Annotated in this window: 20 protein-coding genes; 12 read left to right on the top strand and 8 right to left on the bottom strand. The window is 61.4% G+C overall.

All coding sequences use genetic code 11. The features are described 5' to 3' along the window. Positions 1–22: 22 nt before the first annotated feature. The 4 genes from CPH57_RS05690 to CPH57_RS05675 are packed head-to-tail and all read right to left on the bottom strand — an operon-like array spanning position 23 to position 3,612. Entirely contained in the window at positions 23–1,291 is a 1,269-nt protein-coding gene (locus tag CPH57_RS05690) for an FAD/NAD(P)-binding oxidoreductase (protein ID WP_046686809.1), read from the bottom strand. After that, on the bottom strand, positions 1,284–1,544 hold the full coding sequence (locus tag CPH57_RS05685; RefSeq protein ID WP_033642632.1) for a (2Fe-2S)-binding protein: 261 nt from the start codon (positions 1,542–1,544) through the stop codon (positions 1,284–1,286). Before CPH57_RS05685 ends, CPH57_RS05690 begins: the two co-directional genes overlap by 8 nt. Next, on the bottom strand, positions 1,541–2,665 hold the full coding sequence (locus CPH57_RS05680; RefSeq protein WP_089194525.1) for an FAD-binding oxidoreductase: 1,125 nt from the start codon (positions 2,663–2,665) through the stop codon (positions 1,541–1,543). The genes CPH57_RS05685 and CPH57_RS05680 overlap by 4 nt, the downstream gene beginning before the upstream one ends. Continuing rightward, positions 2,665–3,612 (bottom strand): 4-hydroxyproline epimerase, encoded by a 948-nt coding sequence (locus CPH57_RS05675; RefSeq protein WP_033642630.1) that lies wholly within the window; start codon positions 3,610–3,612, stop codon positions 2,665–2,667. Before CPH57_RS05675 ends, CPH57_RS05680 begins: the two co-directional genes overlap by 1 nt. 387 nt (positions 3,613–3,999) lie before the next feature. Here CPH57_RS05675 and CPH57_RS05670 point away from each other — a divergent pair, with 387 nt between their 5' ends. From CPH57_RS05670 to CPH57_RS05650, 5 genes are all read left to right on the top strand, one after another. Further along, the gene (locus CPH57_RS05670) at positions 4,000–4,854 is read left to right on the top strand and encodes an AraC family transcriptional regulator (protein WP_033642629.1); all 855 of its coding nucleotides are present in this window, start codon (positions 4,000–4,002) and stop codon (positions 4,852–4,854) included. A gap of 207 nt (positions 4,855–5,061) precedes the next feature. After that, the gene (locus tag CPH57_RS05665) at positions 5,062–5,982 is read left to right on the top strand and encodes a dihydrodipicolinate synthase family protein (RefSeq protein WP_089194524.1); all 921 of its coding nucleotides are present in this window, start codon (positions 5,062–5,064) and stop codon (positions 5,980–5,982) included. 54 nt (positions 5,983–6,036) lie between these two features. After that, entirely contained in the window at positions 6,037–7,653 is a 1,617-nt protein-coding gene (locus CPH57_RS05660) for an aldehyde dehydrogenase (NADP(+)) (protein WP_089194523.1), read from the top strand. A 44-nt stretch (positions 7,654–7,697) separates the two neighbouring features. Next, complete coding sequence (locus CPH57_RS05655) at positions 7,698–9,263, top strand: APC family permease (protein ID WP_033642626.1); 1,566 nt, start codon at positions 7,698–7,700, stop codon at positions 9,261–9,263. Positions 9,264–9,281: 18 nt separating this feature from the next. After that, positions 9,282–10,295 carry an Ldh family oxidoreductase gene (locus tag CPH57_RS05650; RefSeq protein ID WP_096242122.1) on the top strand — a complete coding sequence of 338 codons (1,014 nt, stop codon included), beginning with the start codon at positions 9,282–9,284 and terminating at the stop codon, positions 10,293–10,295. A 46-nt stretch (positions 10,296–10,341) separates the two neighbouring features. Here CPH57_RS05650 and CPH57_RS05645 read toward each other — a convergent pair whose 3' ends face one another. The 3 genes from CPH57_RS05645 to CPH57_RS05635 form a co-directional block, all read right to left on the bottom strand. Then, entirely contained in the window at positions 10,342–11,022 is a 681-nt protein-coding gene (locus tag CPH57_RS05645; RefSeq protein ID WP_096242121.1) for a hypothetical protein, read from the bottom strand. A 177-nt stretch (positions 11,023–11,199) separates the two neighbouring features. After that, positions 11,200–11,628: a universal stress protein gene (locus tag CPH57_RS05640; protein WP_033642623.1), complete on the bottom strand. Its 429-nt coding sequence runs from the start codon at positions 11,626–11,628 to the stop codon at positions 11,200–11,202. 179 nt (positions 11,629–11,807) lie between these two features. Further along, positions 11,808–12,524: an autoinducer binding domain-containing protein gene (locus CPH57_RS05635; protein ID WP_033642622.1), complete on the bottom strand. Its 717-nt coding sequence runs from the start codon at positions 12,522–12,524 to the stop codon at positions 11,808–11,810. 347 nt (positions 12,525–12,871) lie between these two features. On the opposite strand from CPH57_RS05635, the gene CPH57_RS05630 reads away from it, so the two are divergent. The 7 genes from CPH57_RS05630 to CPH57_RS05600 all read left to right on the top strand — a co-directional run bounded on the left by CPH57_RS05630 (position 12,872) and on the right by CPH57_RS05600 (position 19,976). Then, a complete protein-coding gene (locus CPH57_RS05630) occupies positions 12,872–14,401 on the top strand; it encodes a 3-hydroxyacyl-CoA dehydrogenase NAD-binding domain-containing protein (protein ID WP_096242120.1) in 1,530 nt (509 codons plus the stop codon). 9 nt (positions 14,402–14,410) lie between these two features. Further along, positions 14,411–15,622, top strand: coding sequence for an acetyl-CoA C-acyltransferase (locus CPH57_RS05625; RefSeq protein WP_033642620.1), 1,212 nt, complete (start codon positions 14,411–14,413; stop codon positions 15,620–15,622). Positions 15,623–15,637: 15 nt separating this feature from the next. Then, a complete protein-coding gene (gene hemA, locus CPH57_RS05620; RefSeq protein ID WP_033642619.1) occupies positions 15,638–16,849 on the top strand; it encodes a 5-aminolevulinate synthase in 1,212 nt (403 codons plus the stop codon). Next, positions 16,846–18,018, top strand: a complete 1,173-nt coding sequence (locus CPH57_RS05615) for an MFS transporter (protein WP_060659689.1) — start codon at positions 16,846–16,848, stop codon at positions 18,016–18,018. The genes hemA and CPH57_RS05615 overlap by 4 nt, the downstream gene beginning before the upstream one ends. Further along, complete coding sequence (locus CPH57_RS05610) at positions 18,011–18,730, top strand: enoyl-CoA hydratase-related protein (protein ID WP_060659690.1); 720 nt, start codon at positions 18,011–18,013, stop codon at positions 18,728–18,730. The genes CPH57_RS05615 and CPH57_RS05610 overlap by 8 nt, the downstream gene beginning before the upstream one ends. A gap of 135 nt (positions 18,731–18,865) precedes the next feature. Further along, the gene (locus CPH57_RS05605) at positions 18,866–19,432 is read left to right on the top strand and encodes a GNAT family N-acetyltransferase (protein WP_060659691.1); all 567 of its coding nucleotides are present in this window, start codon (positions 18,866–18,868) and stop codon (positions 19,430–19,432) included. Continuing rightward, complete coding sequence (locus tag CPH57_RS05600) at positions 19,407–19,976, top strand: hypothetical protein (protein ID WP_226886057.1); 570 nt, start codon at positions 19,407–19,409, stop codon at positions 19,974–19,976. The genes CPH57_RS05605 and CPH57_RS05600 overlap by 26 nt, the downstream gene beginning before the upstream one ends. Before the next feature lie 111 nt (positions 19,977–20,087). Here the strand turns inward: CPH57_RS05600 and CPH57_RS05595 are convergent, their stop codons facing one another. Continuing rightward, positions 20,088–20,390: a putative quinol monooxygenase gene (locus CPH57_RS05595; protein ID WP_033633403.1), complete on the bottom strand. Its 303-nt coding sequence runs from the start codon at positions 20,388–20,390 to the stop codon at positions 20,088–20,090. Positions 20,391–20,660 lie beyond the last annotated feature (270 nt).

The raw sequence follows: 20,660 nt of genomic DNA, 5'->3' as shown, positions 1-20,660 counted from the left end.
ACGCCACTGCCGCGATGCCCCATCAATTATCGTCGTCGCTGCAATGCCTTCCCAGAGCAACCAGCGTTTCCGTCCGCACCGGCGTTAAAGGGACGCGTGGCGGCGGCAAAGGCCACCCCAACAGGTGCCGCGCCGCCGTCGCGCAAACCTTGCCCTGACAGGCTCCCATACCACAGCGGCTGCTCAGCTTGGCCGTGTTCCAGTCAGGTTGATGGCATACCTGTTCCAGCGTGACGTCTTCGCAGCGGCACAGCAGCGTCTGCGGTTTGGCCAGATAACTCATGCGTTCATCAAGCGCAAAAGCGGCCGCTGTCGACGTGGCGAAACGCCGCCATCGCCGCCGCTGCGCCGTCAGGGATTCGGCTTTTGCCTTTTGCCCGGTGGCGGCATAACCGGCGATGGCGCCGGTGGTGAGCGCCAGTTCACTGCCGCCGATACCGGTACACTCCCCGGCGGCATAAATTTGCGCCTGGCTGGTTTGCTGCCAATAATCCACCGCGACGGCGTCGTGTGCGATCCGGCATCCCAGCAGCATCGCCAGTTCAATATTCGCCACCAAACCGAAGCCGCAGGCCAGCCTGTCGCAGGCCACCGTACTTTCCCGCCCGCCGTTGCCGACGCGCACTGACGTCAAGCGCTCTTGCCCCAATGCCGCCAATACTCGGCTATCGGCACGGTAATGAGGCTGAATCAGAGAAAACGACTGACGCAGCTTGGGCGGCCAACGCCACAGGCCGCCGGCGAATGCCGCCAATCGCCGCAGCGCCGCCTGTTCCGCGACCAGCACGACCTCGCCACCGGCCTGTTTCACACTTTTCGCCACCGCCAACAGCAACGGACCGCTGCCGGCTATCACCACCCGCTCACCGCGGATCGCCAGCCCCTGCTTGATTTGCGCCTGTAGACCACCGGCGCCGCTCACTCCCGGCAACGTCCAGCCAGGAAACGGCAGCAGCAGCTCACGGGCGCCATTGCATAGAATCAGCTTTTGATAGCGAATCACGCCGCAGCCTTCGGCGTCTTCATACGCCAATCGGTTAGCGCCACACTGCGCCACCAGCTTGCAGCCGGAGTGCAGCACAATATTTTCCCGCGCCGCCATCGCCTGCCGATATCGTCTCGCCGCTTCAGGCAAAGCCACCTGCGGCCCATCACGCCAGATTTGCCCACCGGGGTGCGGATTATCATCGATCACCCGTATCTGCCCCTCGTTTTCCGCCGCCGCCAGCGCTGCCGCCATGCCGGCCGGCCCGGCGCCGACGATCAGCACCTCGCAATCGAAGTCACTCATCATCGCTCCTCTCAATCCGCATGCCGGATTGGCACAACGTCTGGCACGCCAGGCGGCGCAGACCGTTAATGGTTACCCGGCATTCCTGACAAACGCCCATGCCGCAAAATGGTGCGCGCGGCTGGCGTGAAATCGACAACCGGCAATGATCCCCGCCGCACAAACTGAGCGCCGCGGCAACGCTGATGCCAACCGGCACCCGGTAGGGTTTGCCGTCGATGCTCAACGCGAGCGTGTTTTGCCTCTCTTTCATACGGGCAGCTCCTCGGCGGCAAACGCCCGCGCCGCCAAATACGGGGAATCATCAATCTCCGGCGCCTGCCGGCCGATCTGCGCAGCAAGCAGCGCGGCGCTGCCGAGGGCGGTCGTGACGCCCAGCCCCTCGTGCCCCAACGCCAACCACAACCAGGTATGCCGCGGATGTGCGCCCAACAGCGGCAATCCATCGGCAGAGGCGGCGCGCAGCCCGGTCCAACAGCGAATGATGTTCAGCTGCGCCAGTGTGGGCAAGAAATGCTGCGCGCGCATGAGCATCGCCGCCAACAGCGGCATATCCAATGACGAATCGACGGAATCGAACTGGCGGGAAGAACCGATCAGCCATTGCCCGGTGGGCCGCGCCTGCACATTGAACGCCACGGAAGCGCCGTCGCTGGCATGCGCGCTGGCGCCATACCCCAGCTCCACCAACTGATGCCGCACCCGCGGCGGATAACGATCGGTGATCGCCAGGTGGCCCTTCTTGGCACGCAGCAACGGCTGCGATAACAAATCATTGGCCCGCAGGCCGCAGGCCAAGACGACCACCGGCGCCGCCAGCTCTCTGCCGTCCGCCAACCGCACAGCCGCCTCGTCCAGCGCGATCGCTTCACCCTGCACCACATCGATCGCCACGCCAGCGTCGGCCAACAGCCAACGCGCCGCCTGCGGCGCATACAAAATGCCGTCGCCCGGCACCCGCAGCCCACCGGCGAGCCCCTGCCGCAGCATCGGCTCCATGGCGGCAACCTGCTCCGCCGTCAGCAGTTCCGCCGCCACGCCCTGCTCCGCCAGCCGCGCCCGCTTTTGTTCGGCGATGGCCATTTCATTCGCTTGCTCCGCCAACCACAGCGTTCCGCAGCCGCGCCAGGCGCAGGCTTGCGGCATCCGGCCCGTCACTTCACGCCATAACCGCAGCGAATAAGCGCTCAACGCCAGCTCGGCCGGGTTGTCGTCCATGCATACCAGGTGCCCCATGCCAGCGGCGGTGGCGCCGGCGCGACAGTCGTCCACCACCGAGACGCGGTACCCCTCCCTCGCCAACCGCCAGGCGCAGGCGGCGCCGATGATGCCGGCACCCACCACGATGGCATCAACTCCCCGTCCGCCGCCCATCAGCGTATGCCCCAGACAAAAGGATCGCGTTCGTCGAGCAACAGTTGGCTATCGGCGCATACATAAGCCTGCCCACGAATAAAGGGGGTGATGCGCTCGCCGTTCCAGCGGTAATAAGCCTGGAATTCGCTGCCGATAACGCTGGCCTGGCGCCAGTGCATATCGGGCGCCAGTTTGCCGTCCGCCGCCAGACACGCCAGCTTGGCGCTGGTGCCGGTGCCGCACGGCGATCGATCGTAGGCTTTGCCGGGGCACAGCACGAAGCTGCGGCTGTCGGCCTGCGGATCGTCACCGAACAGCTCGATATGGTCGATCGCCCCGCCGTCTTCGCCACGAATGCCCGCCTGTTCAAGCGCCTGCCGGACCGCCCAGGTGAACGCGGTCAGCGCCTCCAGATTATGTTTATCGATGGTCAACGGCGACTCGCCGATGAGAAAAAACCAGTTTCCCCCCCAGGCAATGTCCCCCGTCACCGGGCCGTAACCGGCCACCTCAACTCGCACCTGGTGGCGATAACGATAAGCCGCCACGTTCTCTACGGTAACGCTGCCGTCATCATGCAGCGTGGCGTTCACCGGGCCGACCGGGGTCTCGATCAGATGACGCCCGGCGCGGATGCGCCCGAGATGCGCCAACGAAGCAATCAGCCCGATAGTGCCGTGGCCGCACATGCCCAGATAGCCGGTGTTGTTGAAAAAGATCACCCCGGCGGTAGCCTGCGGCGAACAAGGCCGACACAGCAACGCCCCCACCAACACGTCATTGCCGCGGGGTTCGAGCATCACCGCGCAGCGCCAATCGTCATAATGTTGCGCGAAATGCGCCCGCCGTTCCGCCATGCTGCCTTCGCCAAGGTCGGGGAAGCCTTCGACGATCAGCCGGGTCGGCTCCCCGCCGGTATGAGAATCGATCGCCCGCAAAGCGGTGATATGCGCAGAAAGTGCCATCGGCGTCTCCAGGGTTAATGAGATGTTACCAATAGCGTTAGCCTGAACGAATGCGCGCATGACGGCTTGATGCGTTTCGGCGTGGCGAATGAAGAAATCAGCACAATGAGGACAGGCTAGCCTGGCCCATCACGGGCATACGTTTAACGCAAACATAACAATAACTTATTTATCATTACGTTACTTTCATGCTAGACCACCGCGTAGCGAGAAATACCGCAGTTTTCAAGCAACCGGCGCGCGCCGTCCGGCAAAAGTATGCGGCGATCCGCATATTTGGTAGCCAGCCGGAAATAGCGCTTGATTCGTTACAAAAAAGTTAATATTGATGCGAAAGCGCCAACCTGGCCGCCTGTTTTTCCGGCTAACGACCGAAAAGGGACTGCTATGCGATCCATTTCAGACCATCAACATCAGATTTCTCCCTCACCGCCTGCCCTGGTGGAGCTGCCGGATCAGGAGGACGTTTTCGCCGTCGAACATTTGTCGCGCCTGTGCGACGGGCTGGCGCAGCAGCGTCCGAACAACCTGCGCGATCTGCTCAATACGCTGGCGCTGATCGCGCCGTTGCTGAACGCGATTCCCAATGTGGTGTTCTTTATCAAAGACGCCCAGGCGCGCTACCTGTTGGCCAACCTGACGCTGGCCAGGCGCTGCGGCTTCAAGACCGTCGCGCCGCTGCTGGGCAAGACCTCCGCCGACGTTTTCCCCGCGCAGCTCGGATCCGGCTACACCGAGCAAGATCTGCGGGTATTGCGCCACGGCGTGCTGATCCAGGATCAGCTGGAAATGCACCTGTACAACGGCCGTGAAACCGGCTGGTGCCTGACGCAAAAGCTGGCGCTGTACGACGCGCAGGGAAAAATCATCGGAATGGCGGGCATTTCACACGATCTGCAAGAGGCCAAAGCCAATCATCCGGCTTACCAACGGCTGGCCGCGATCGACGTATACATCCGCCGCCACTACGCCCGGCCGATCGCGCTCGAGGAGCTGACGGCGTTGACCGGGTTATCGGTGGCGCAGATAGAACGCTACTGCAAACGTATCTTCCACCTCACTCCGCGCCAGATGATCCACAAAGTGCGGCTGGAAAAGGCCACGGAACTGCTGGCGGGCGAGCTGCCGATCACCGACATCGCGCTGCAGTGCGGCTATACCGATCACAGCGCCTTCAGCCGTCAGTTCAAAGCGATGACCGGTTCCACGCCGCGCGATTTCCGCCTGACGCTTTCCGCTTAATTCGCTGATTTACCGCATAAAAATCATTCTTTATGGCGCACCGGCGCCCGATTTCTGCATGCCCGCTTTCCGGCGCCATTGTGCCAATTTCGTCGCAGCAATCGGCGAAAAGCGTCAAGCCTCCCTGTGCAATACCGGTCAATCTGTCGGTGAGCCTCACCAAAGATTCACTTTTTATTAACACTTTCGGACGACAGGACAAACACGATGAGCCATAAAACCCTAAGCTGGAGCGGCGTATTCCCGGCGGTGACGACCCAGTTCCGCAACGATTTTTCTCTGGACCTCGACGCCACGCATACGGTGATCAAAAACCTGGTGCGCGACGGCGTCTCCGGCCTGGTCGTCTGCGGCACCGTCGGTGAAAACACCTCGATGACGGTACAGGAAAAGCTGGCGGTGATCGAAGTGGCGAGGGACGCCGCCGACGGCCAAGTGCCGGTGATCGCCGGCATCGCCGAATTCACCACCGCCTTCGCGCAAAACATGGCGCGTGAAGCGCAAAAGGCCGGCGTCGACGGCATTATGGTGATGCCGGCGCTGGTCTACTCTGCCAAACCGCACGAAACCGCCGCGCACTTTCGCAGCGTCGCCGGCGCTACCGATCTGCCGATCATGGTCTACAACAACCCTCCCATTTACAAAAATGACGTCACGCCCGACATCCTGACCTCACTGGTCGACTGCGAGAACATCGTGTGTTTCAAAGACTCGTCGGGCGACACCCGCCGCTTTATCGATCTGCGCAACGAAGTCGGCGATCGCTTCGTACTGTTCGCCGGGTTGGATGATGTGGTGCTGGAGAGCATCGCCGTCGGCGCGCAAGGCTGGATCTCTGGCATGTCCAACGCTTTCCCGCGCGAAGGGGAAACCCTGTTCCGTCTGGCGAAGGAAAAACGCTATGAGGAAGCGCTGGCGCTGTACAGCTGGTTCATGCCGCTGCTGCATCTCGATGCCCGCCCCGATCTGGTGCAATGCATCAAGCTGTGCGAACAGCGGGTCGGCCGTGGCAGCGCCGTCACTCGCCCGCCGCGTCTGGCGCTGCAGGGGGAAACGCTCTCCGAAATCAACGCCGTGATCGATAAAGCGCTGGCCACTCGTCCCGCGCTGCCGGACGTCGGCCTATAACGCCTTCGCCGCCCGGCCACGCCGGGCGGCGCACTTTCTCTACCAGGGGGACCCATGCCCAACGCTCGCGATACCGCCATCAGCGGCCAACAATTTATCGGCGGCCAGCGCCGTGCTACGGGAGAAGCGGCGCTGCTCAGCCTGCGCGCCGACGACGGTCAGCCGACCGGCTACCGCTTCCACCAGGCTACGGCGGCAGAAACCGCCGCCGCCGCCGAAGCCGCCGCGGCGGCCTTTGATCCCTATTCGCAATGCAGCGCCGAACAACGCGCGAGTTTTCTCGACGCCATCGCCGAGGAGCTGGACGCGTTGGATGAGACCTTCTTCGCCTTCGCCATGCAGGAAACCGCCCTGCCGCCGGCGCGGTTAAGCGGCGAACGCGCCAGAACCAGCGGCCAGATGCGGCTGTTCGCCACGCTGCTGCGACGCGGCGACGTCGAGGGCGTGCGCATCGACTGCGCGTTGCCGCAGCGTTCTCCTCTGCCGCGTCCCGATCTGCGTCAATATCGCACGGCGCTCGGTCCGGTAGCGGTGTTCGGCGCCAGCAACTTTCCGCTGGCGTTTTCCACCGCGGGCGGTGATACCGCCGCCGCGCTCGCCGCCGGCTGCCCGGTCGTGTTCAAGGCACACAGCGGCCATATGATCACCGCCGAGCTGACCGCTCAGGCGATCGAGCGCGCAAGGGAACGTATGGGCATGCCCGCCGGCGTCTTCAACATGATCTTCGGCAACCGTGTGGGAGCCGAGCTGGTGCAGCATCCGGCGATTCAGGCCGTGGGGTTTACCGGCTCACTGCAAGGCGGCCGGGCGCTGTTCGATCTGGCCGCGCAGCGTCCCCAGCCGATCCCGGTCTTCGCCGAGATGTCGAGCATTAACCCGGTCGTGATCCTGCCACAGGCGTTGGCTCGGCGCGGGCAGCACATCGCGCAGGAACTGGTCTCCTCCTTCACGCTCGGCTGTGGCCAGTTTTGCACCAAGCCCGGCGTGATCGTCGCGCTGCGCGGCGTCGCCTTCGAACGGTTGGCCGCGACGATGAGCGCATTGGTCGACGCCGCCCCCCCACAGCCGATGCTGAATGCCGGCACGCTGGAGCACTACCGGCGCGGGCTGGCCGCGCTCGATGCCCATCCGCACATACGGCATCTGGCGGGGGGGCGCGAGATTCTGCCCCACCGGGCAGCGGCGCAGCTTTATCAGGCGGAGGAAACATTGCTGCTGCAGGCCGATCCGCTGCTGCAAACAGAGGTCTTCGGCCCGGCCAGCGTGCTGGTGGCGGTAGATAACGAAGCGCAGCTGCATGCGGCGCTGGCGGCGTTGCAAGGCCAGCTGACCGTCACGCTGCTGGCGGAAGACGGCGATCTCGATATGGCCGCCGGGCTGACGGCATTGCTGACGCGCAAAGCCGGCCGGGTGCTGTTCAACGGGTATCCAACCGGGGTAGAGGTGTGCGACGCCATGGTGCACGGGGGCCCTTATCCGGCGACCAGCGACGCACGCGGCACCTCGGTAGGCACGCTGGCCATCGAGCGTTTCCTGCGGCCGGTCTGCCTGCAAAACACCCCAGCGGCGCTGCTGCCGCCGCCGCTGCAGGACGCCAACCCGCTCAACCTGCTGCGGCTGGTGAACGGCGTTTACACCCGAGATCCCATAGTTTCACCTGCCCAACATTAGCCCGGCCGCATCTGCCTGCCACTCAATAACAAAAGGGTAATACCATGACAACCCAAGGCAAATTCAAGAAGCAGCTTACGCTCACCGATCTGACGTTCATCGGTCTGGGCGCCATATTCGGCTCAGGCTGGCTGTTCGCCGCCAGCCATGTCTCCTCCATCGCCGGCCCCGCCGGCATCTATTCCTGGCTGATCGGCGGCCTGGCGGTGCTGCTGCTGGGCATCGTCTACTGCGAGCTGGGCGCCGCCCTGCCGCGCGCCGGCGGCATCATTCGCTATCCGGTGTTCTCGCACGGCGAATTGATGGGCTATCTGCTGGGGTTTATCACGCTGATCGCCTTCTCCAGTCTGATCGCTATCGAGGTCGTCGCCGCCCGTCAGTACGCCGCCGCCTGGTTCCCGCTCCTCAGCCAGCCGGGTTCCGGCGATCCGACAGCGCTCGGCTGGCTGGTGCAGTTGGCGCTGCTGTGCTTTTTCTTCGCGCTCAACTACTACAGCGTCAAAACCTTCGCCAAATCCAATAATCTCATCAGCGTGCTGAAGTTTCTGGTGCCGCTGTTGGTGATCGTGGTGCTGTTCAGCTTTTTCAAACCGGAAAACCTGCACAGCCAGGGCTTTGCCCCCTTCGGCTCCGCCGGGGTTGAAGCCGCCATTTCCGCCGGCGGCATCATCTTCGCCTACCTCGGCCTGACGCCGATCATTTCGGTCGCCAGCGAGGTGCAAAAACCGCAGCGCACCATTCCCATCGCGCTGATCCTGTCGGTAGTGCTGTCCACCATCATCTATGTGCTGCTGCAGATAGCGTTTCTCGGCAGTATCCCCAGCGAGATGCTGAGCGGCGGCTGGGCCGGCATCAGCCAACAGTTTTCCCTGCCTTTCCGCGATATCGCCATCACGCTCGGCATGGGATGGCTGGCGTTTCTGGTGGTCAGCGACGCGATCGTTTCGCCCAGCGGCACCGGCAACATCTACATGAACGCCACGCCTCGCGTGATCTACGGGTGGGCGCGCGCCGGCACCTTCTTCAAACTGTTCACCCGGGTGGATGGTGAATCCGGTATCCCGCGCCCGGCGTTGTGGCTGACCTTCGCCCTCTCGGTCTTCTGGACGCTGCCGTTCCCATCGTGGGAAAAGCTGATCGGCGTGGTGTCCGCCGCGCTGGTGCTGAGTTACGCCATCGCCCCGGTCACCGCCGCCGGGCTGCGGCGCAATGCGCCCGATATGCCGCGTCCGTTCCGGGTGCGCGGTTTCTGCGTGCTCGGCCCGCTGTCATTTATCATTTCGGCGCTGATCGTCTTCTGGTCCGGCTGGGACACCGTCTCCTGGCTGCTCGGCTTGCAGATACTGATGTTCTTCATCTACATCCTGTTCAAGAATCAGGTGCCGACCCACGCCGTTAGCCTCAGGCAGCAAATTTGGTCCTCGCTGTGGCTAATCGTCTTCTATGCGCTGACGATCGCGCTTTCCTACCTCAGCAGTTTCGGCGGCATCGGCGCTATTGCTCATCCGTGGGACACCCTCACCATGGCGGTGATTGCGCTGGCGATTTACTACTGGGGCGCCTATACCTGTTTACCCCAGGCCAATTTTATCGGCGATGAAGAAGAATGACCCAGGGAGGACATCGAAATGACAACCATGCACGTTTTGTCGCTGGAACACGCTTATCAACTGGCGCTACGCGCACTGCGCTGCAACGGCTTCAATCAGGCGCATGCTGAGACAGTGGCGCAAAATGTCATTCAGGGCGAGCGCGACGGCTGTGCTTCGCACGGGTTGTACCGGCTGTTGGGCTGCGTCCGCTCATTACGGGCGGGCAAAGTCTCTGCCGATGCGAAACCCAGGCTCTTCGACCAGGCGCCGGCCATCTTGCGCGCCGATGCCGGCGGCGCCTTTTCCCTGCTCGCCTACCGCACCGCTCTGCCGGCCTTTATCGATAAGGTGCGCGCCAACGGCATCGCCGCCCTGGCGATCAACCGCTGCGTGCATTTCTCCGCGCTGTGGGCCGACATCGAACCGCTGACCGAACAGGGTTTAGTGGCCTTAGCCTGCACGCCCAGCCACGCCTGGGTGACGCCGGCCGGCGGCTCACGCCCGCTATTCGGCACCAACCCCATCGCCTTCGGCTGGCCGCGCCCGGCTCGGCCGCCGTTTTTGTTCGACATGGCCACCAGCGCGGCGGCGCGCGGCGAAATCGAATTGCATCGCCGCGCCGGCACCCCGCTGCCGGAAGGCTGGGGCATTGATAAGGCAGGCAACCCCTCCACCGACGCCGCCAGCGTGTTGGAGGGCGCGATGCTGACTTTCGGCGGCCATAAAGGCTCGGCGCTGGCGGCCATGGTTGAATTGTTGGCTGGGCCGCTGATCGGCGACATGACCAGCAAAGAATCGCTGGCCTATGACGACGGCGCGGGTTCATCGCCCTACGGCGGTGAACTGATCATCGCGTTGGATCCCGAGCGTTTTCTCGGCGCGGATAAGGAGCGGTATTTCGCCAGCGCGGAGGCGATGTTTGCCGACATGCAAGCGCAAGGCGCACGCATTCCCGGCGAGCGGCGCTATCGGCAACGACGCCACAGCGAACAATACGGCGTGGAAATCCCCAGGACGCTGTATAACGAGATAGCGGCGCTGTGTGATTAGCGCCGAATTGATGCCCCCGCGCCGCCAATCCGGCGCGGGGCGAAGTTTAGCCTGCCTGAGCCAAGTCGCTGTGCAGGCGCTTGCGCCACACGGGTTTGCTGTCCCATTGGGCGAAATGTTTCGCCTCTTTACCAGGTTGCACTTTGTGCCACATGCCCTCTTGCCACCGGATCGGTTCCTTTCCGCGCAACGTTGGGCGGGTCTGTTTAATCGTTCGTTGCAAGACGCTCGCTTCTTCCGCAGTAATGTTCGGCGCCTGTCTGGCGGCGTCCAGCGCGCGGCTTCCCAGCGGTGCCATCACCTGATACAACACTTTGACCTGCTGCAGCGTCGCTTGCTGATTCGTGCTCATGCCTTTGCCGGACCAGTCGTCGAAATTTTCACCGGGATCGTCACCCTGCGCGCGATATTCGTTACCCGGACCCTCGACGATATTCCAGCCTTGCCAGGTCACCAGGGTATGTAACCCATCGCGATCCTGCAGATTTTCATTCTTGATCTGTTTGAGCACCTCGGCGCGGTTAGGCACACCGATCAGATTCATAAACTCGTCGAGCGCGTTCCAGTGCTCGCCAGCCACCAGACCATTCCAGACATTGCGTAAACAGTTCCAGGGGATGGTGTGATGCCAGGTCATCGTGATAAGCGGTTTGGTTGGCGTATGTTGCCAATGGCTCGGTTCACTGCCTCGATCGCCTCTGATGATCCCATCGACTTCTAATGGCATGGCTGCCCCTCTTTTGGCTGAAATAAAGAATATGCGCAAGGCCGCTGGCCCGGTCGGCATAAAAAACGTCAGCTAAAATCGTAGCAGCTCAGGCTGAGATGGCAATAAAGCAGCCTGCGTTCTGCGGCCGACCGGCGACCGCAGAACGCGCATGAAAACGGCGGGCTTAAAGGAGGATTATCGAACCACCATCACCGATATATTGGCATGGCGAACGATGGCGGCGGCGTTGGAGCCCAACAGATAAGTTTTCACGCTCGGACGACGCGAACCGATGATGATCAGATCGGCGTCGATCTCTTCCGCCAGTTCCAGCGCCTGATCGCGCGCAGAGCCAAAGCTGACGGTGTAATTGAGGCGATCTAACGGCAGATCGATTTCCGACATGATTTTCTTCAGCTTCTCCACCGCCTTCACTTCCGCCTGATTCTCAAACTCCTTGAGACCGAACGAATAGGCAGTAACAAAAGCCGAGGCATCCGGCAGCGCATGGAAAAAATGCACTTTAGCGCCGGACATCTTCGCCAAATATTCCACATGCTTCAGCGCATGCTCGGTCAACAGATCCTCTTCAATATCTATCGGCACTAAAATAGTCTTGTACATATCACATCCTTTCTATGTAAACCGGGTGCCTACAGAGTACTGCCGCGCACGGGCGCGGTGAACCGCTTTATCACGCTTTTGTGATCGGAGGTAAATACTGATAAGGACAATGCTTAATTTAACAAAATATAAACATCGCGCCGCTAACTGATAGGCGATTAATTATTTATTTCTCGCAATTAAATCAGCTGTAAATAAACGGCTTTGGCGGTGGCTGCGGTCTTATTGGCGACCGAAAGTTTTTTAATCGAGTTACCGATATGGAAATTGATCGTACGTTCACTCACCCCCATCAGCAGCGCGATCTCTTCCGCCGTTTTGCCTTCGCTGCACCAGCGCAAGATATCTTTCTCGCGCAGCGTCAGCACATCTTTTATCGCTTCGTCGTTCACCGATATCAACGCTTCACGCAGCGTTTTGTGGGCGGTTTGCGCCAGCCAAAGGAAAAAGAGTTCATTCACCGCGCCGGCCTGCGGCGTTTGCTGCGGCAGCGTCTTGCCGGCAAAAGTCAGGATCCCCAGGCGGCCATAGCAATCCTTGACCGATTGCGACCACCCGGTGTGCAGACCAAACTGCGACATGCGCTGCCAAAGCGCCGGCCGCTCGTGATAAAAACTTTCGTCCCACTGGAATTGCAGCGTGGAATGGTGGGCTCGCTCGATGACAGGATCCTGCAAATACGCCCGCTGCCGCCGATAATCCTCGAGATAGCGCGCCGGAAACGTTCCTTCAACCCGCATTTTTGGCCGGCTCGCCGGATAACAGGAAAAAACGATGTAGGAGAAATAATCAAAACCCAGCGCCTCGACGCAGCGCCCCAGTTGGGTCAGAAAACGTTCGCGATCGGTCAAACTGCCAATCACCTCCGCCATGAGCCGTTGAGTGCGGGTATCCATAACGCAGGTTCTCCAAATAGCGATGTCGATTTATTGATAGGTCAGACTCACTATAGGATATCGCCGCCCGGCGCCAATAGCCGTTTCATATAATAAAAAATACGAACGCTATAACGAAAAAAGCTATTCCCCGGTTTATTTCCCTCAGAATAAGCCTTTTTATTGGGCTGAGCCTAAAAACTACGCGAATAGCATAACCCCGGCTGCAGGTAAACCTGTCATTTCTACCGTTAGACAGTCAAGACACCGCCAATTACTTTCCTCACAGGCACCCGGTGCCGCCGTAAATCCAAAGAGATAATAAGCATTTGCGAATTTCGCATGGCATACAGTGACGGGGATTTTCTATGGCAGAAAGTAATGCGGCAATTCAATCGGCTGCGATTATCGGCGCGGGAACGATGGGCAGAGGCATCGCTTATCTTTTGGCGCAAAAAAGCATTCGTACGGTGCTTTATAATCGCAACGGCAATACCCTCAATCAAGCTCGCGACGCTATCGTGCAAGACCTGAACAAAAAGGTGGAACAGGGCAAGCTCGCGCTGCAGGACAAAGACGCGGTGCTGGCTAATCTGACGTTCTCCACGGAATTTGGGGCCATCGCCGACAGCGATCTGGTGATCGAAACCATCGCAGAGCATGAGCAAGCCAAACTCGAAGTGCTGGCGGCCATCGCCGCGACGGTCAAGCCCGACACGCTGATCGCCACCAATACCTCCTCACTGTCGCTTAATAAGCTGGCGACGGCGGTGACGCACAGCGAACGCTTTATCGGTTTGCACTTTTTCAACCCCGCGCCGCTGATGAAGCTGATTGAAATCATTCCGGCCTATTTTACCGCACAGGTCACCACCGAACGTTGCCGTCAACTGGTGGCGGCGTTAGGGAAACGCGATGTCGTCTGTCAGGCCACGCCGGGATTTATCGTCAACCGTATGGCCCGCCCCTACTATCTGGAAGGGTTCCGCCTGTTGGAAGAACACGTGGCGCGTGCGCCGCAGATCGACCGCGCCCTCAAAGCCGGCGGACACTTTCGCATGGGGCCGCTCGAGCTGACCGATTTTATCGGTCAGGACATCAACTATCAGGTCAGCCGGCAAATTTGGCAGGACATGCAGTACGATCCGCGCTATACCCCGGGCCATCTGCAGCGCTCGCTGGTCGATGCCGGTCTGTTGGGCAAAAAGAACGGCCGCTCCTATTTTTCCGCCGAAGAATCTCCCCCGCCGCTTGCGGCCGCCGTCGATGCGGAAGTCGAGACGCTACGCATTTACGGTGAACATCCTCTCTTTACCCTGCTACAGCAGCGGGCCGCCCTGCAATGGCCGCGGCTGCGCGTGGAACAACGGCCGACATTACCGGGCCTGGGCGCCGCCATTCAGGTCAATGACGCTTTCACCGTCAGCGTTACCGATGGCCGCACGGCAAACCAGCTTGCCGAACAGACCGCGGCGGACGCCTTTGTCGTCGATGTCGCCCTGAACTACGGCGATACGGCGTACCTGGTGGCGGCGCATAGCCGCCACGCCTCTGCGGCCAATAAGGCGCTGTTTTTGCGCCTGCTGCACACCGCGATCCCGCTGGTGGAATTTATCAAGGATTCCCCGGCCTTGATCGTCGCCCGCGTGCTCAGCAGCCTGATCAACGAGTCGGTGATCATGGTGGAAAGCGGCGTCTGCAGCCGGGAAGACATTGATGTCGCCGCCGTCGCCGGCGTGAACTACGCCGACGGTATTTTCGGCTGGCTCACTCGCCTCGGGGAGGAAAATGTCAGGACGACGCTGAGCAACCTGGCGCAATTGCTGCACGCGGCGCGCTATGCGCCGCATTACACCCTTCTGCACGCCGCCCAACCGGCGCTGACCACCACGCCTTAAGGATCCATGATGAGCATTAAAGATGACGGTGTTTATCTGATCGACGGCACGCGCACGGCGATCGGCGCCTATGGCGGCAGCCTGGCGCATACCCGCCCCGATGATATGGCGGCGACGATTATTCGCAGCCTGTTTCAACGCCATCCGGCGGCGCAGCAGGATCTGGATGAAGTGGTGCTGGGCTGCGCCAACCAGTCCGGCGAAGACAACCGCAACGTCGCCCGCATGGCGACGCTGCTTTCCGGGTTGGATCAGTCGGTGCCGGCCATCACCCTCAACCGCCTTTGCGCCTCCGGGTTGGATGCGGTGATCTACGCCGCGGCGAAAATCCGCAGCGGCCTCAGCGAACTGATTCTGGCCGGCGGCGTGGAAAGCATGAGCCGCGCGCCCTATGTGCTGAGCAAGGGCGAAACGCCGTTCGACAAGGGAGTAAAACTGTACGACACCACGCTGGGATGGCGCTTTGTCAACCCGCGCCTGGCGGAACGCTACGGCAGCGATCCGCTGGGCATCACGGCGGAAAACGTGGCCCAACAGCAGAGTATCTCGCGAGAGGAACAGGATCTGTTCGCGTTGGGCTCGCAGCAAAAAGCCCGCCGGGCGATCGACAGTGGTCGATTGGCGCGGGAAATCACGCCCGTGGATGTGCCGGCGGATCGTAAAACCACCCGCATATTCGCACAGGACGAATTCCCCCGGCTCAGCACGCTGCAGCAGTTGCAGGCGCTGAAACCGGCCTTCGCCGCCGGTGGTTCGGTCACCGCCGGCAACGCTTCCGGCATCAATGACGGCGCCGCCGCGCTGCTGCTGGCCTCCGGACGCTACGTGAAACGCCAGGGCTGGCAACCGCTGGCGGAGATCGGCGACAGCGCGGCCGCCGGCGTCGCGCCGGCGCTGATGGGGCTGGGGCCGATCGCTTCCACCGAGCGCTTACTGCAGCGCGGCGGTTTCACGCTGAATGATTTTGACATCATCGAGATTAACGAAGCCTTCGCCGCGCAGGTTCTGGCGGCGCTGAAACACTGGCGCATCGACGCCGGCGACGCGCGCGTCAACCCAAACGGCGGCGCCATCGCGCTCGGCCATCCGCTGGGAATGTCCGGTACGCGCCTGGTGCTGTCGGCGGCGCTGGAATTACGCGATCGGCAGGCCGGCAACGCATTGGTCACAATGTGCGTCGGCGTCGGTCAGGGCCTGTCATTAAACCTTAAAGCCGTTTAACACAAGGAACATGCTATGAGCGTACTGAACATTCTTGAAGAAAAGTTGGCGGAAACCAAAAAGCAGGGGCGTTTTCGCGAGTTCCTCAACCTTGAACGCGGCGTGCAGGACAAACCCTGGGCCACCAGCCACGGGCAGCAAGGCGAGCGCCGTCTCAACGTCTGGTGCTCAAACGACTATCTGGCCATGAGCCACCACCCCAAAGTGCTGCTGGCCACCACCGACGCGGTTAACCGAGTCGGGTTAGGCACCTGCGGCGCCCGCAGCATTTCCGGCACCTCGGTCTATCACACTGAACTGGAAACGCTGCTGGCCAGCGCCTACGGCAAAGAGTCGGCGCTGCTGTTCACCACCGGCTTCGGCGCCAACGACGCCACCTTGTCCACCCTGTGCGACGCCATTCCCGATCTGATCGTGTTCTCTGACGAACTGAATCACGCCTCGATGATTTACGGGATTCGCTACAGCAAGGCGGAGAAAAAAATCTTCCGCCATAACGACGTGGCGCACCTCGCCGAGCTGCTGCAGGCCGCCGATCCGGCGCGGCCAAAGCTGATCGCCTTTGAGTCGCTGTATTCCATGGACGGTGACTTTGCTCCTCTGGCGCAGATTGTGGCGCTGGCGGAACAGTATCAGGCGCTGACCTATCTCGACGAAATTCATTCGGCCGGCGTGTATGGCGAACGGGGGCTGGGCTATGCCGAACAGCTGGGCCTGTTGGATAAAATCACCATTATCCAGGGCGGGTTCGGCAAGTCTTACGGTGCGGCGGGCGGCTATATCGCCGCGCCCCGTTCGGTGGTGGAAGCCGTGCGCAGCTGGGCGCCGGCATTCGTCTTCAGCACCTCGTCGCCGGCGCCGGTGGTGGCCGCCGCGTTGGCCAGCTTTAAATACAACCTCGAGCACGACACCCAACGCAAGCACCTGCTGGCGATCGTCGAGCACCTGAAGACCGGTCTGCGCGCCGCCGGCATCCCGCTGGTGTCGGCAGACAGCCATATCCTGCCGCTGCGGGTCGGCGATCCCCATCGCAACAAACACATCAGTAAAGTGCTGCTCGATGAGCACGATATTTACGTGCAACCGGTCAATGCCCCGACGGTGCCTGCGGGCAGCGAGCGGCTGCGGGTGACGCCGACCTCGGCGCATTCCCATGCCGACGTGGAGACCTTCCTGGCGGCGTTGAGCCGGGTCTGGGCGGTAAACGATCTGCGGAGGGCGGGATGAAGTTAGCGGATTATAACGGCCATCTGGTCACGCTGTGTCTGATGGCGACCGGCACCTTCGCCATCGGCACCGACGCCTTTATCGTCGCCGGCGTGCTCAGCGACATTTCCGCGACATTTGCCGTCAGCCCCGCGCAAGCGGGGCAGTTGATATCGGTATTCGCGCTGGCCTACATGCTGTTTGCGCCTCTGACCGCCTGGCTGCTGGGCAACGTCAACCGCAAGCACATCCTGCAGTTGGCGCTGGTGCTGTTCATCGCCGGCAACCTGGCCTGCGCCTGGGCCACCAGCTATCTGCAGATATCGTTCGGCCGAGTGCTGGCGGCATTGGGCGCGGCCTGTTACACCCCGCAGGCCGCCGCCGCCGCGGTGGGGCTGGTGGCGGAAAAACGCCGCGGCCTGGCTATTTCCATCGTCTATGGCGGCATGACGCTGGCCATCGCGCTCGGCATTCCGTTCGGCACCTTTCTGGCCAAACTGATCGGCTGGCGCGACATCTTTCTGTTCATCGCCCTGCTGGGGGCGGTGGCGCTGCTCGGCCTGTCGCTGGCGCTGCGCGCTATTGCGGCGCCAGGCAAACATTCGTTGAAAGAACGGCTCGCCCCGCTGCGGCAAAAGGCGGTGCTGACCACGCTGCTGATCACCTTTTTCGCCGTGTGCTCGGAGCACATTGTTTACAGCTACGTCAGCGTGCTGTTGAAAGACACCCAGTTCGGCCCGGAAGCCATTCTGCCTTTGGCGCTGCTGGTGTTCGGCATTGGCGCGGTGATCGGCAATTTTGCCTCCGGCGCGCTGACCGACGCCCTAGGCAGCAAGTTCGTGCTGCTGTTTTCCGTGGCGATCCAGACGTTGTCCCTGTTCCTGCTGGCCTTTTACGTCACCTCGCCCTGGTGGGTGCTGGCCATCTTTCTGGTCTGGGGCATCACCGGCTGGATGTATCTGGTGCCGATCCAGCATCACCTGTTGTCGCTGTCGAAACGCTTTGGCGCGCTGACCGTGTCGCTCAACAGCTCGGTGCTGTACGCCGGCATCGCGGCCGGCGGCATGCTGGGCGGCCTGTCGCTCTATGCGTTGCCGGCCCACTATTTGCCACTGTTTTCGCTGCCGCTCGGCGCCATCGCCCTGCTACTGACGCTGCTGTTTTTCCGGGGAGAGACCAACAATGAGTGAAGCCCTCCCGGTGCTTTATGAGCGCCACGGCGCGCAGGTTGCGGTCATCACCCTCAATCGGCCGGAGAAAAAGAACGCCATCAACCTGCAGATGGCCAAGTTGATCCGCAGTTACCTGCGGCAGGCGGATAATGACGATACGATACGCGCGATCGTCCTGACCGGTCAGCCGGCGGTATTTTCCGCCGGCATGGATGTCACCGCGTTCCGACAGGGCGAACTGCCCATCGTCACGCCGGAGGGATTCGGGGGACTGATCCATGCGCAGATCGCCAAGGTGATCATCGCCGCCGTTGACGGCATCGCTTACGGGGGCGGCTTTGAGCTCGCCCTGGCTTGTGATCTGATCGTCGCCGGCCAGAACGCGCGCTTCAGCTTCCCCGAAACCGGGCTCGGCTTGGTCGCCGCGCAAGGCGGATGCGCGCGCTTGCCGGCGCGAGTTTCTCCCTATGTCGCCCTCGACTGGCTGCTGACCGGCAGAACCGTCGGTGCGCGGGAGGCCCTGTCACACGGCGCCATTTCCCGCATCAGCGAGGGCTCGGCTCGGGAAGAAGCGCTGCGCATCGCCGAGCAGATCGCCGGGAAGGATCTCGCCGCCAGCCTGGCCGTGAAGGCCATCGTGCGCCAGGGGCTGACGCAGCGCGAGGCGCCATCGTTCGATTTTCAGCAGGCGCCGGTCGAACGCCTGCGTCAGGCGGCCGCTCGTCGTTAACCCCCTTATTGCTTGCCGGCTTGCCTGAGCCGGCATTTCCCGCTACGTCTCCCCACCACAGCTCATTTTACGCAGCCCGCCTCTCGGCGCTGGGCTACACTGCCGGTAGCCCTCATGCGCTGATAAGGAAAAATAATGCGCCACTTGCCTCTGCTGACCCCCAGACTGATCTTGCGTCCGTTCACCGCCGACGATCTGCCCCACTTTACCGCCTACCGCAACCATCCTGACGTGGCGCGCTACCAGAGCTGGAGCGACTACAGCGCCGCGCAGGCGCAGGCCTTTTTCGCACAGCAACAGCGGCTCGCGTTCAACCGTGATGACAGCTGGTTTCAACTGGCGGTCGAGCGCCGCGAGGACGGCGCGTTGCTGGGCGATGTCGCGGTGCATTTTTTCGATGAAGGGCGTCAGGCTGAACTGGGCGTGACCTTCGATCCGGTTCATCAGCGGCAAGGACAGGCGCGCGAGGCGCTAAGCGCCGTCATCGCCCTGCTGTTCGGGCCGCTGGCGAAACACCGCATTACCGCCGTGGTGGACGCGCGTAATCTTCGCGCCGCCGCGTTGTTCAGTAAGCTGGGCTTTCGCCGTGAGGCCTGTTGGCGGCAAAACGTGTTTTTCAAAGGCGCATGGGGTGATGAATTCGGTTTCGCCCTGCTGCATAGCGAATGGCGGGAGCATGAACGACATGACGCTGTTGAATAAATACCTTGGGCAATACCAGTTCTCTGAGCGGCATACGATCGTCATCACCGCGCCGCAATCGCGGGTGTTGGACGCCGTGGCCGCTTACGATCCCAAGCGCGATCGTTTTTTCCGCAGCATGATAGCGCTGCGCGAATTGCCCGCGCGGCTGATGCCACGCGATAAGCCCCGTCCTCCGCCGTTTGGCCTGCATAACTTTTGCCTGCTTGAGCAGGATGAAACCGCGTTGGTCTATGGCCTGATCGGCCGGTTTTGGCAGGCCGAATACGGTTTGGTGAAGGTCGCTGACGGGGCGGACTTTCAGGCCTTCGCTCAGCCCGGCGTCGCCAAACTGGCGCTGGGGTATGCCGCGAGCCCGCTGGAGGGTGGGCGCTGCCGCCTGGTAACGGAAACGCGCATCTTCTGCCCTGACAGCGCCAGCCGGCGGCGGTTTACCCCCTACTGGTATGCGATTCGCCTGGTGAGTGGGTTGATAAGACGCCGCATGCTGCGCGCCATTAAAACCGCCAGCGAAAAGCAGACGGCGAATCATTCACCAGATTGATTAATTTAAGAGCATTCTTAGAGAATAAAAATCATTATCAGCCTATTTTTTAATCACAACAAGATAGTGTTGAGAAGCCATTGACCCCGCCCCCTGCGGGGATTTTTTCGCCTATTTATCGCCTGTTTCAGGGAACGCCTGCATAAACAGGAAGGTGCAAGGCTTGCGCTGATACTGATTGATCTGCGGCACCAGCCGGGTGAAATGCTCGGTCTGGCAATGCACTTCGAGCGCCGCGCGATCCGGCCAGCTTTCGATAAAAATAAAGTGCCCGGGATCCTGCTGGTCGATGCACAGTTCATAACTGATGCACAGCGGCTCCTGCCGGGTTTTCTCCACCAGCTCGCGATACCACGGCATAACGGTGTCAATGTGTTCCGGGTGAATGAAATCTTCAGCAATGACCTTCAGCATGTTGCGCTCCTGCGTTCTGTTGTGCCGTGCTTCACCTTATCGCCCTCCCTCGCGAGATGAAAGCGCCACTCTCCAGTGTCTGTCATCGGGTTCCCAATTCGGTGATAGCGCACACAGATCTCGATCAAAGCGCTTGAACGCCTCCTGGCCCTGTGTGAACTTTCAATTAACAAAAAGGCAACACACCATTCACCATGGTGATATCTGTACCGATATGCCGACGCAATACGCGGCGTTTTTTCCGCCCCTAAAGGCCTGACCATTAGTCCT

It is taken from the genome of Serratia sp. JKS000199 (genome assembly GCF_900215455.1).
In the GTDB taxonomy this organism is placed as follows: Bacteria; Pseudomonadota; Gammaproteobacteria; order Enterobacterales; family Enterobacteriaceae; genus Serratia; species Serratia ureilytica.
The sequence above is the reverse complement of the archived record's forward strand: the minus strand, read 5'-3'. Positions and strand labels throughout refer to the sequence as shown.

Excerpts from the sequence above, each read along its gene's own strand:
- CPH57_RS05635 (WP_033642622.1), bottom strand. The coding sequence starts at position 12,524 with ATGGATACCCGCACTCAACGGCTCATGGCGGAGGTGATTGGCAGTTTG.
- CPH57_RS05655 (WP_033642626.1), top strand. The coding sequence starts at position 7,698 with ATGACAACCCAAGGCAAATTCAAGAAGCAGCTTACGCTCACCGATCTG.
- CPH57_RS05680 (WP_089194525.1), bottom strand. The coding sequence starts at position 2,665 with ATGGGCGGCGGACGGGGAGTTGATGCCATCGTGGTGGGTGCCGGCATC.
- CPH57_RS05665 (WP_089194524.1), top strand. The coding sequence starts at position 5,062 with ATGAGCCATAAAACCCTAAGCTGGAGCGGCGTATTCCCGGCGGTGACG.
- CPH57_RS05660 (WP_089194523.1), top strand. The coding sequence starts at position 6,037 with ATGCCCAACGCTCGCGATACCGCCATCAGCGGCCAACAATTTATCGGC.
- CPH57_RS05605 (WP_060659691.1), top strand. The coding sequence starts at position 18,866 with ATGCGCCACTTGCCTCTGCTGACCCCCAGACTGATCTTGCGTCCGTTC.
- CPH57_RS05640 (WP_033642623.1), bottom strand. The coding sequence starts at position 11,628 with ATGTACAAGACTATTTTAGTGCCGATAGATATTGAAGAGGATCTGTTG.
- CPH57_RS05600 (WP_226886057.1), top strand. The coding sequence starts at position 19,407 with ATGAACGACATGACGCTGTTGAATAAATACCTTGGGCAATACCAGTTC.
- CPH57_RS05670 (WP_033642629.1), top strand. The coding sequence starts at position 4,000 with ATGCGATCCATTTCAGACCATCAACATCAGATTTCTCCCTCACCGCCT.
- CPH57_RS05645 (WP_096242121.1), bottom strand. The coding sequence starts at position 11,022 with ATGCCATTAGAAGTCGATGGGATCATCAGAGGCGATCGAGGCAGTGAA.
- CPH57_RS05625 (WP_033642620.1), top strand. The coding sequence starts at position 14,411 with ATGAGCATTAAAGATGACGGTGTTTATCTGATCGACGGCACGCGCACG.
- CPH57_RS05610 (WP_060659690.1), top strand. The coding sequence starts at position 18,011 with ATGAGTGAAGCCCTCCCGGTGCTTTATGAGCGCCACGGCGCGCAGGTT.
- CPH57_RS05685 (WP_033642632.1), bottom strand. The coding sequence starts at position 1,544 with ATGAAAGAGAGGCAAAACACGCTCGCGTTGAGCATCGACGGCAAACCC.
- CPH57_RS05630 (WP_096242120.1), top strand. The coding sequence starts at position 12,872 with ATGGCAGAAAGTAATGCGGCAATTCAATCGGCTGCGATTATCGGCGCG.
- CPH57_RS05650 (WP_096242122.1), top strand. The coding sequence starts at position 9,282 with ATGACAACCATGCACGTTTTGTCGCTGGAACACGCTTATCAACTGGCG.
- CPH57_RS05675 (WP_033642630.1), bottom strand. The coding sequence starts at position 3,612 with ATGGCACTTTCTGCGCATATCACCGCTTTGCGGGCGATCGATTCTCAT.
- CPH57_RS05615 (WP_060659689.1), top strand. The coding sequence starts at position 16,846 with ATGAAGTTAGCGGATTATAACGGCCATCTGGTCACGCTGTGTCTGATG.
- CPH57_RS05595 (WP_033633403.1), bottom strand. The coding sequence starts at position 20,390 with ATGCTGAAGGTCATTGCTGAAGATTTCATTCACCCGGAACACATTGAC.
- CPH57_RS05690 (WP_046686809.1), bottom strand. The coding sequence starts at position 1,291 with ATGAGTGACTTCGATTGCGAGGTGCTGATCGTCGGCGCCGGGCCGGCC.
- hemA (WP_033642619.1), top strand. The coding sequence starts at position 15,638 with ATGAGCGTACTGAACATTCTTGAAGAAAAGTTGGCGGAAACCAAAAAG.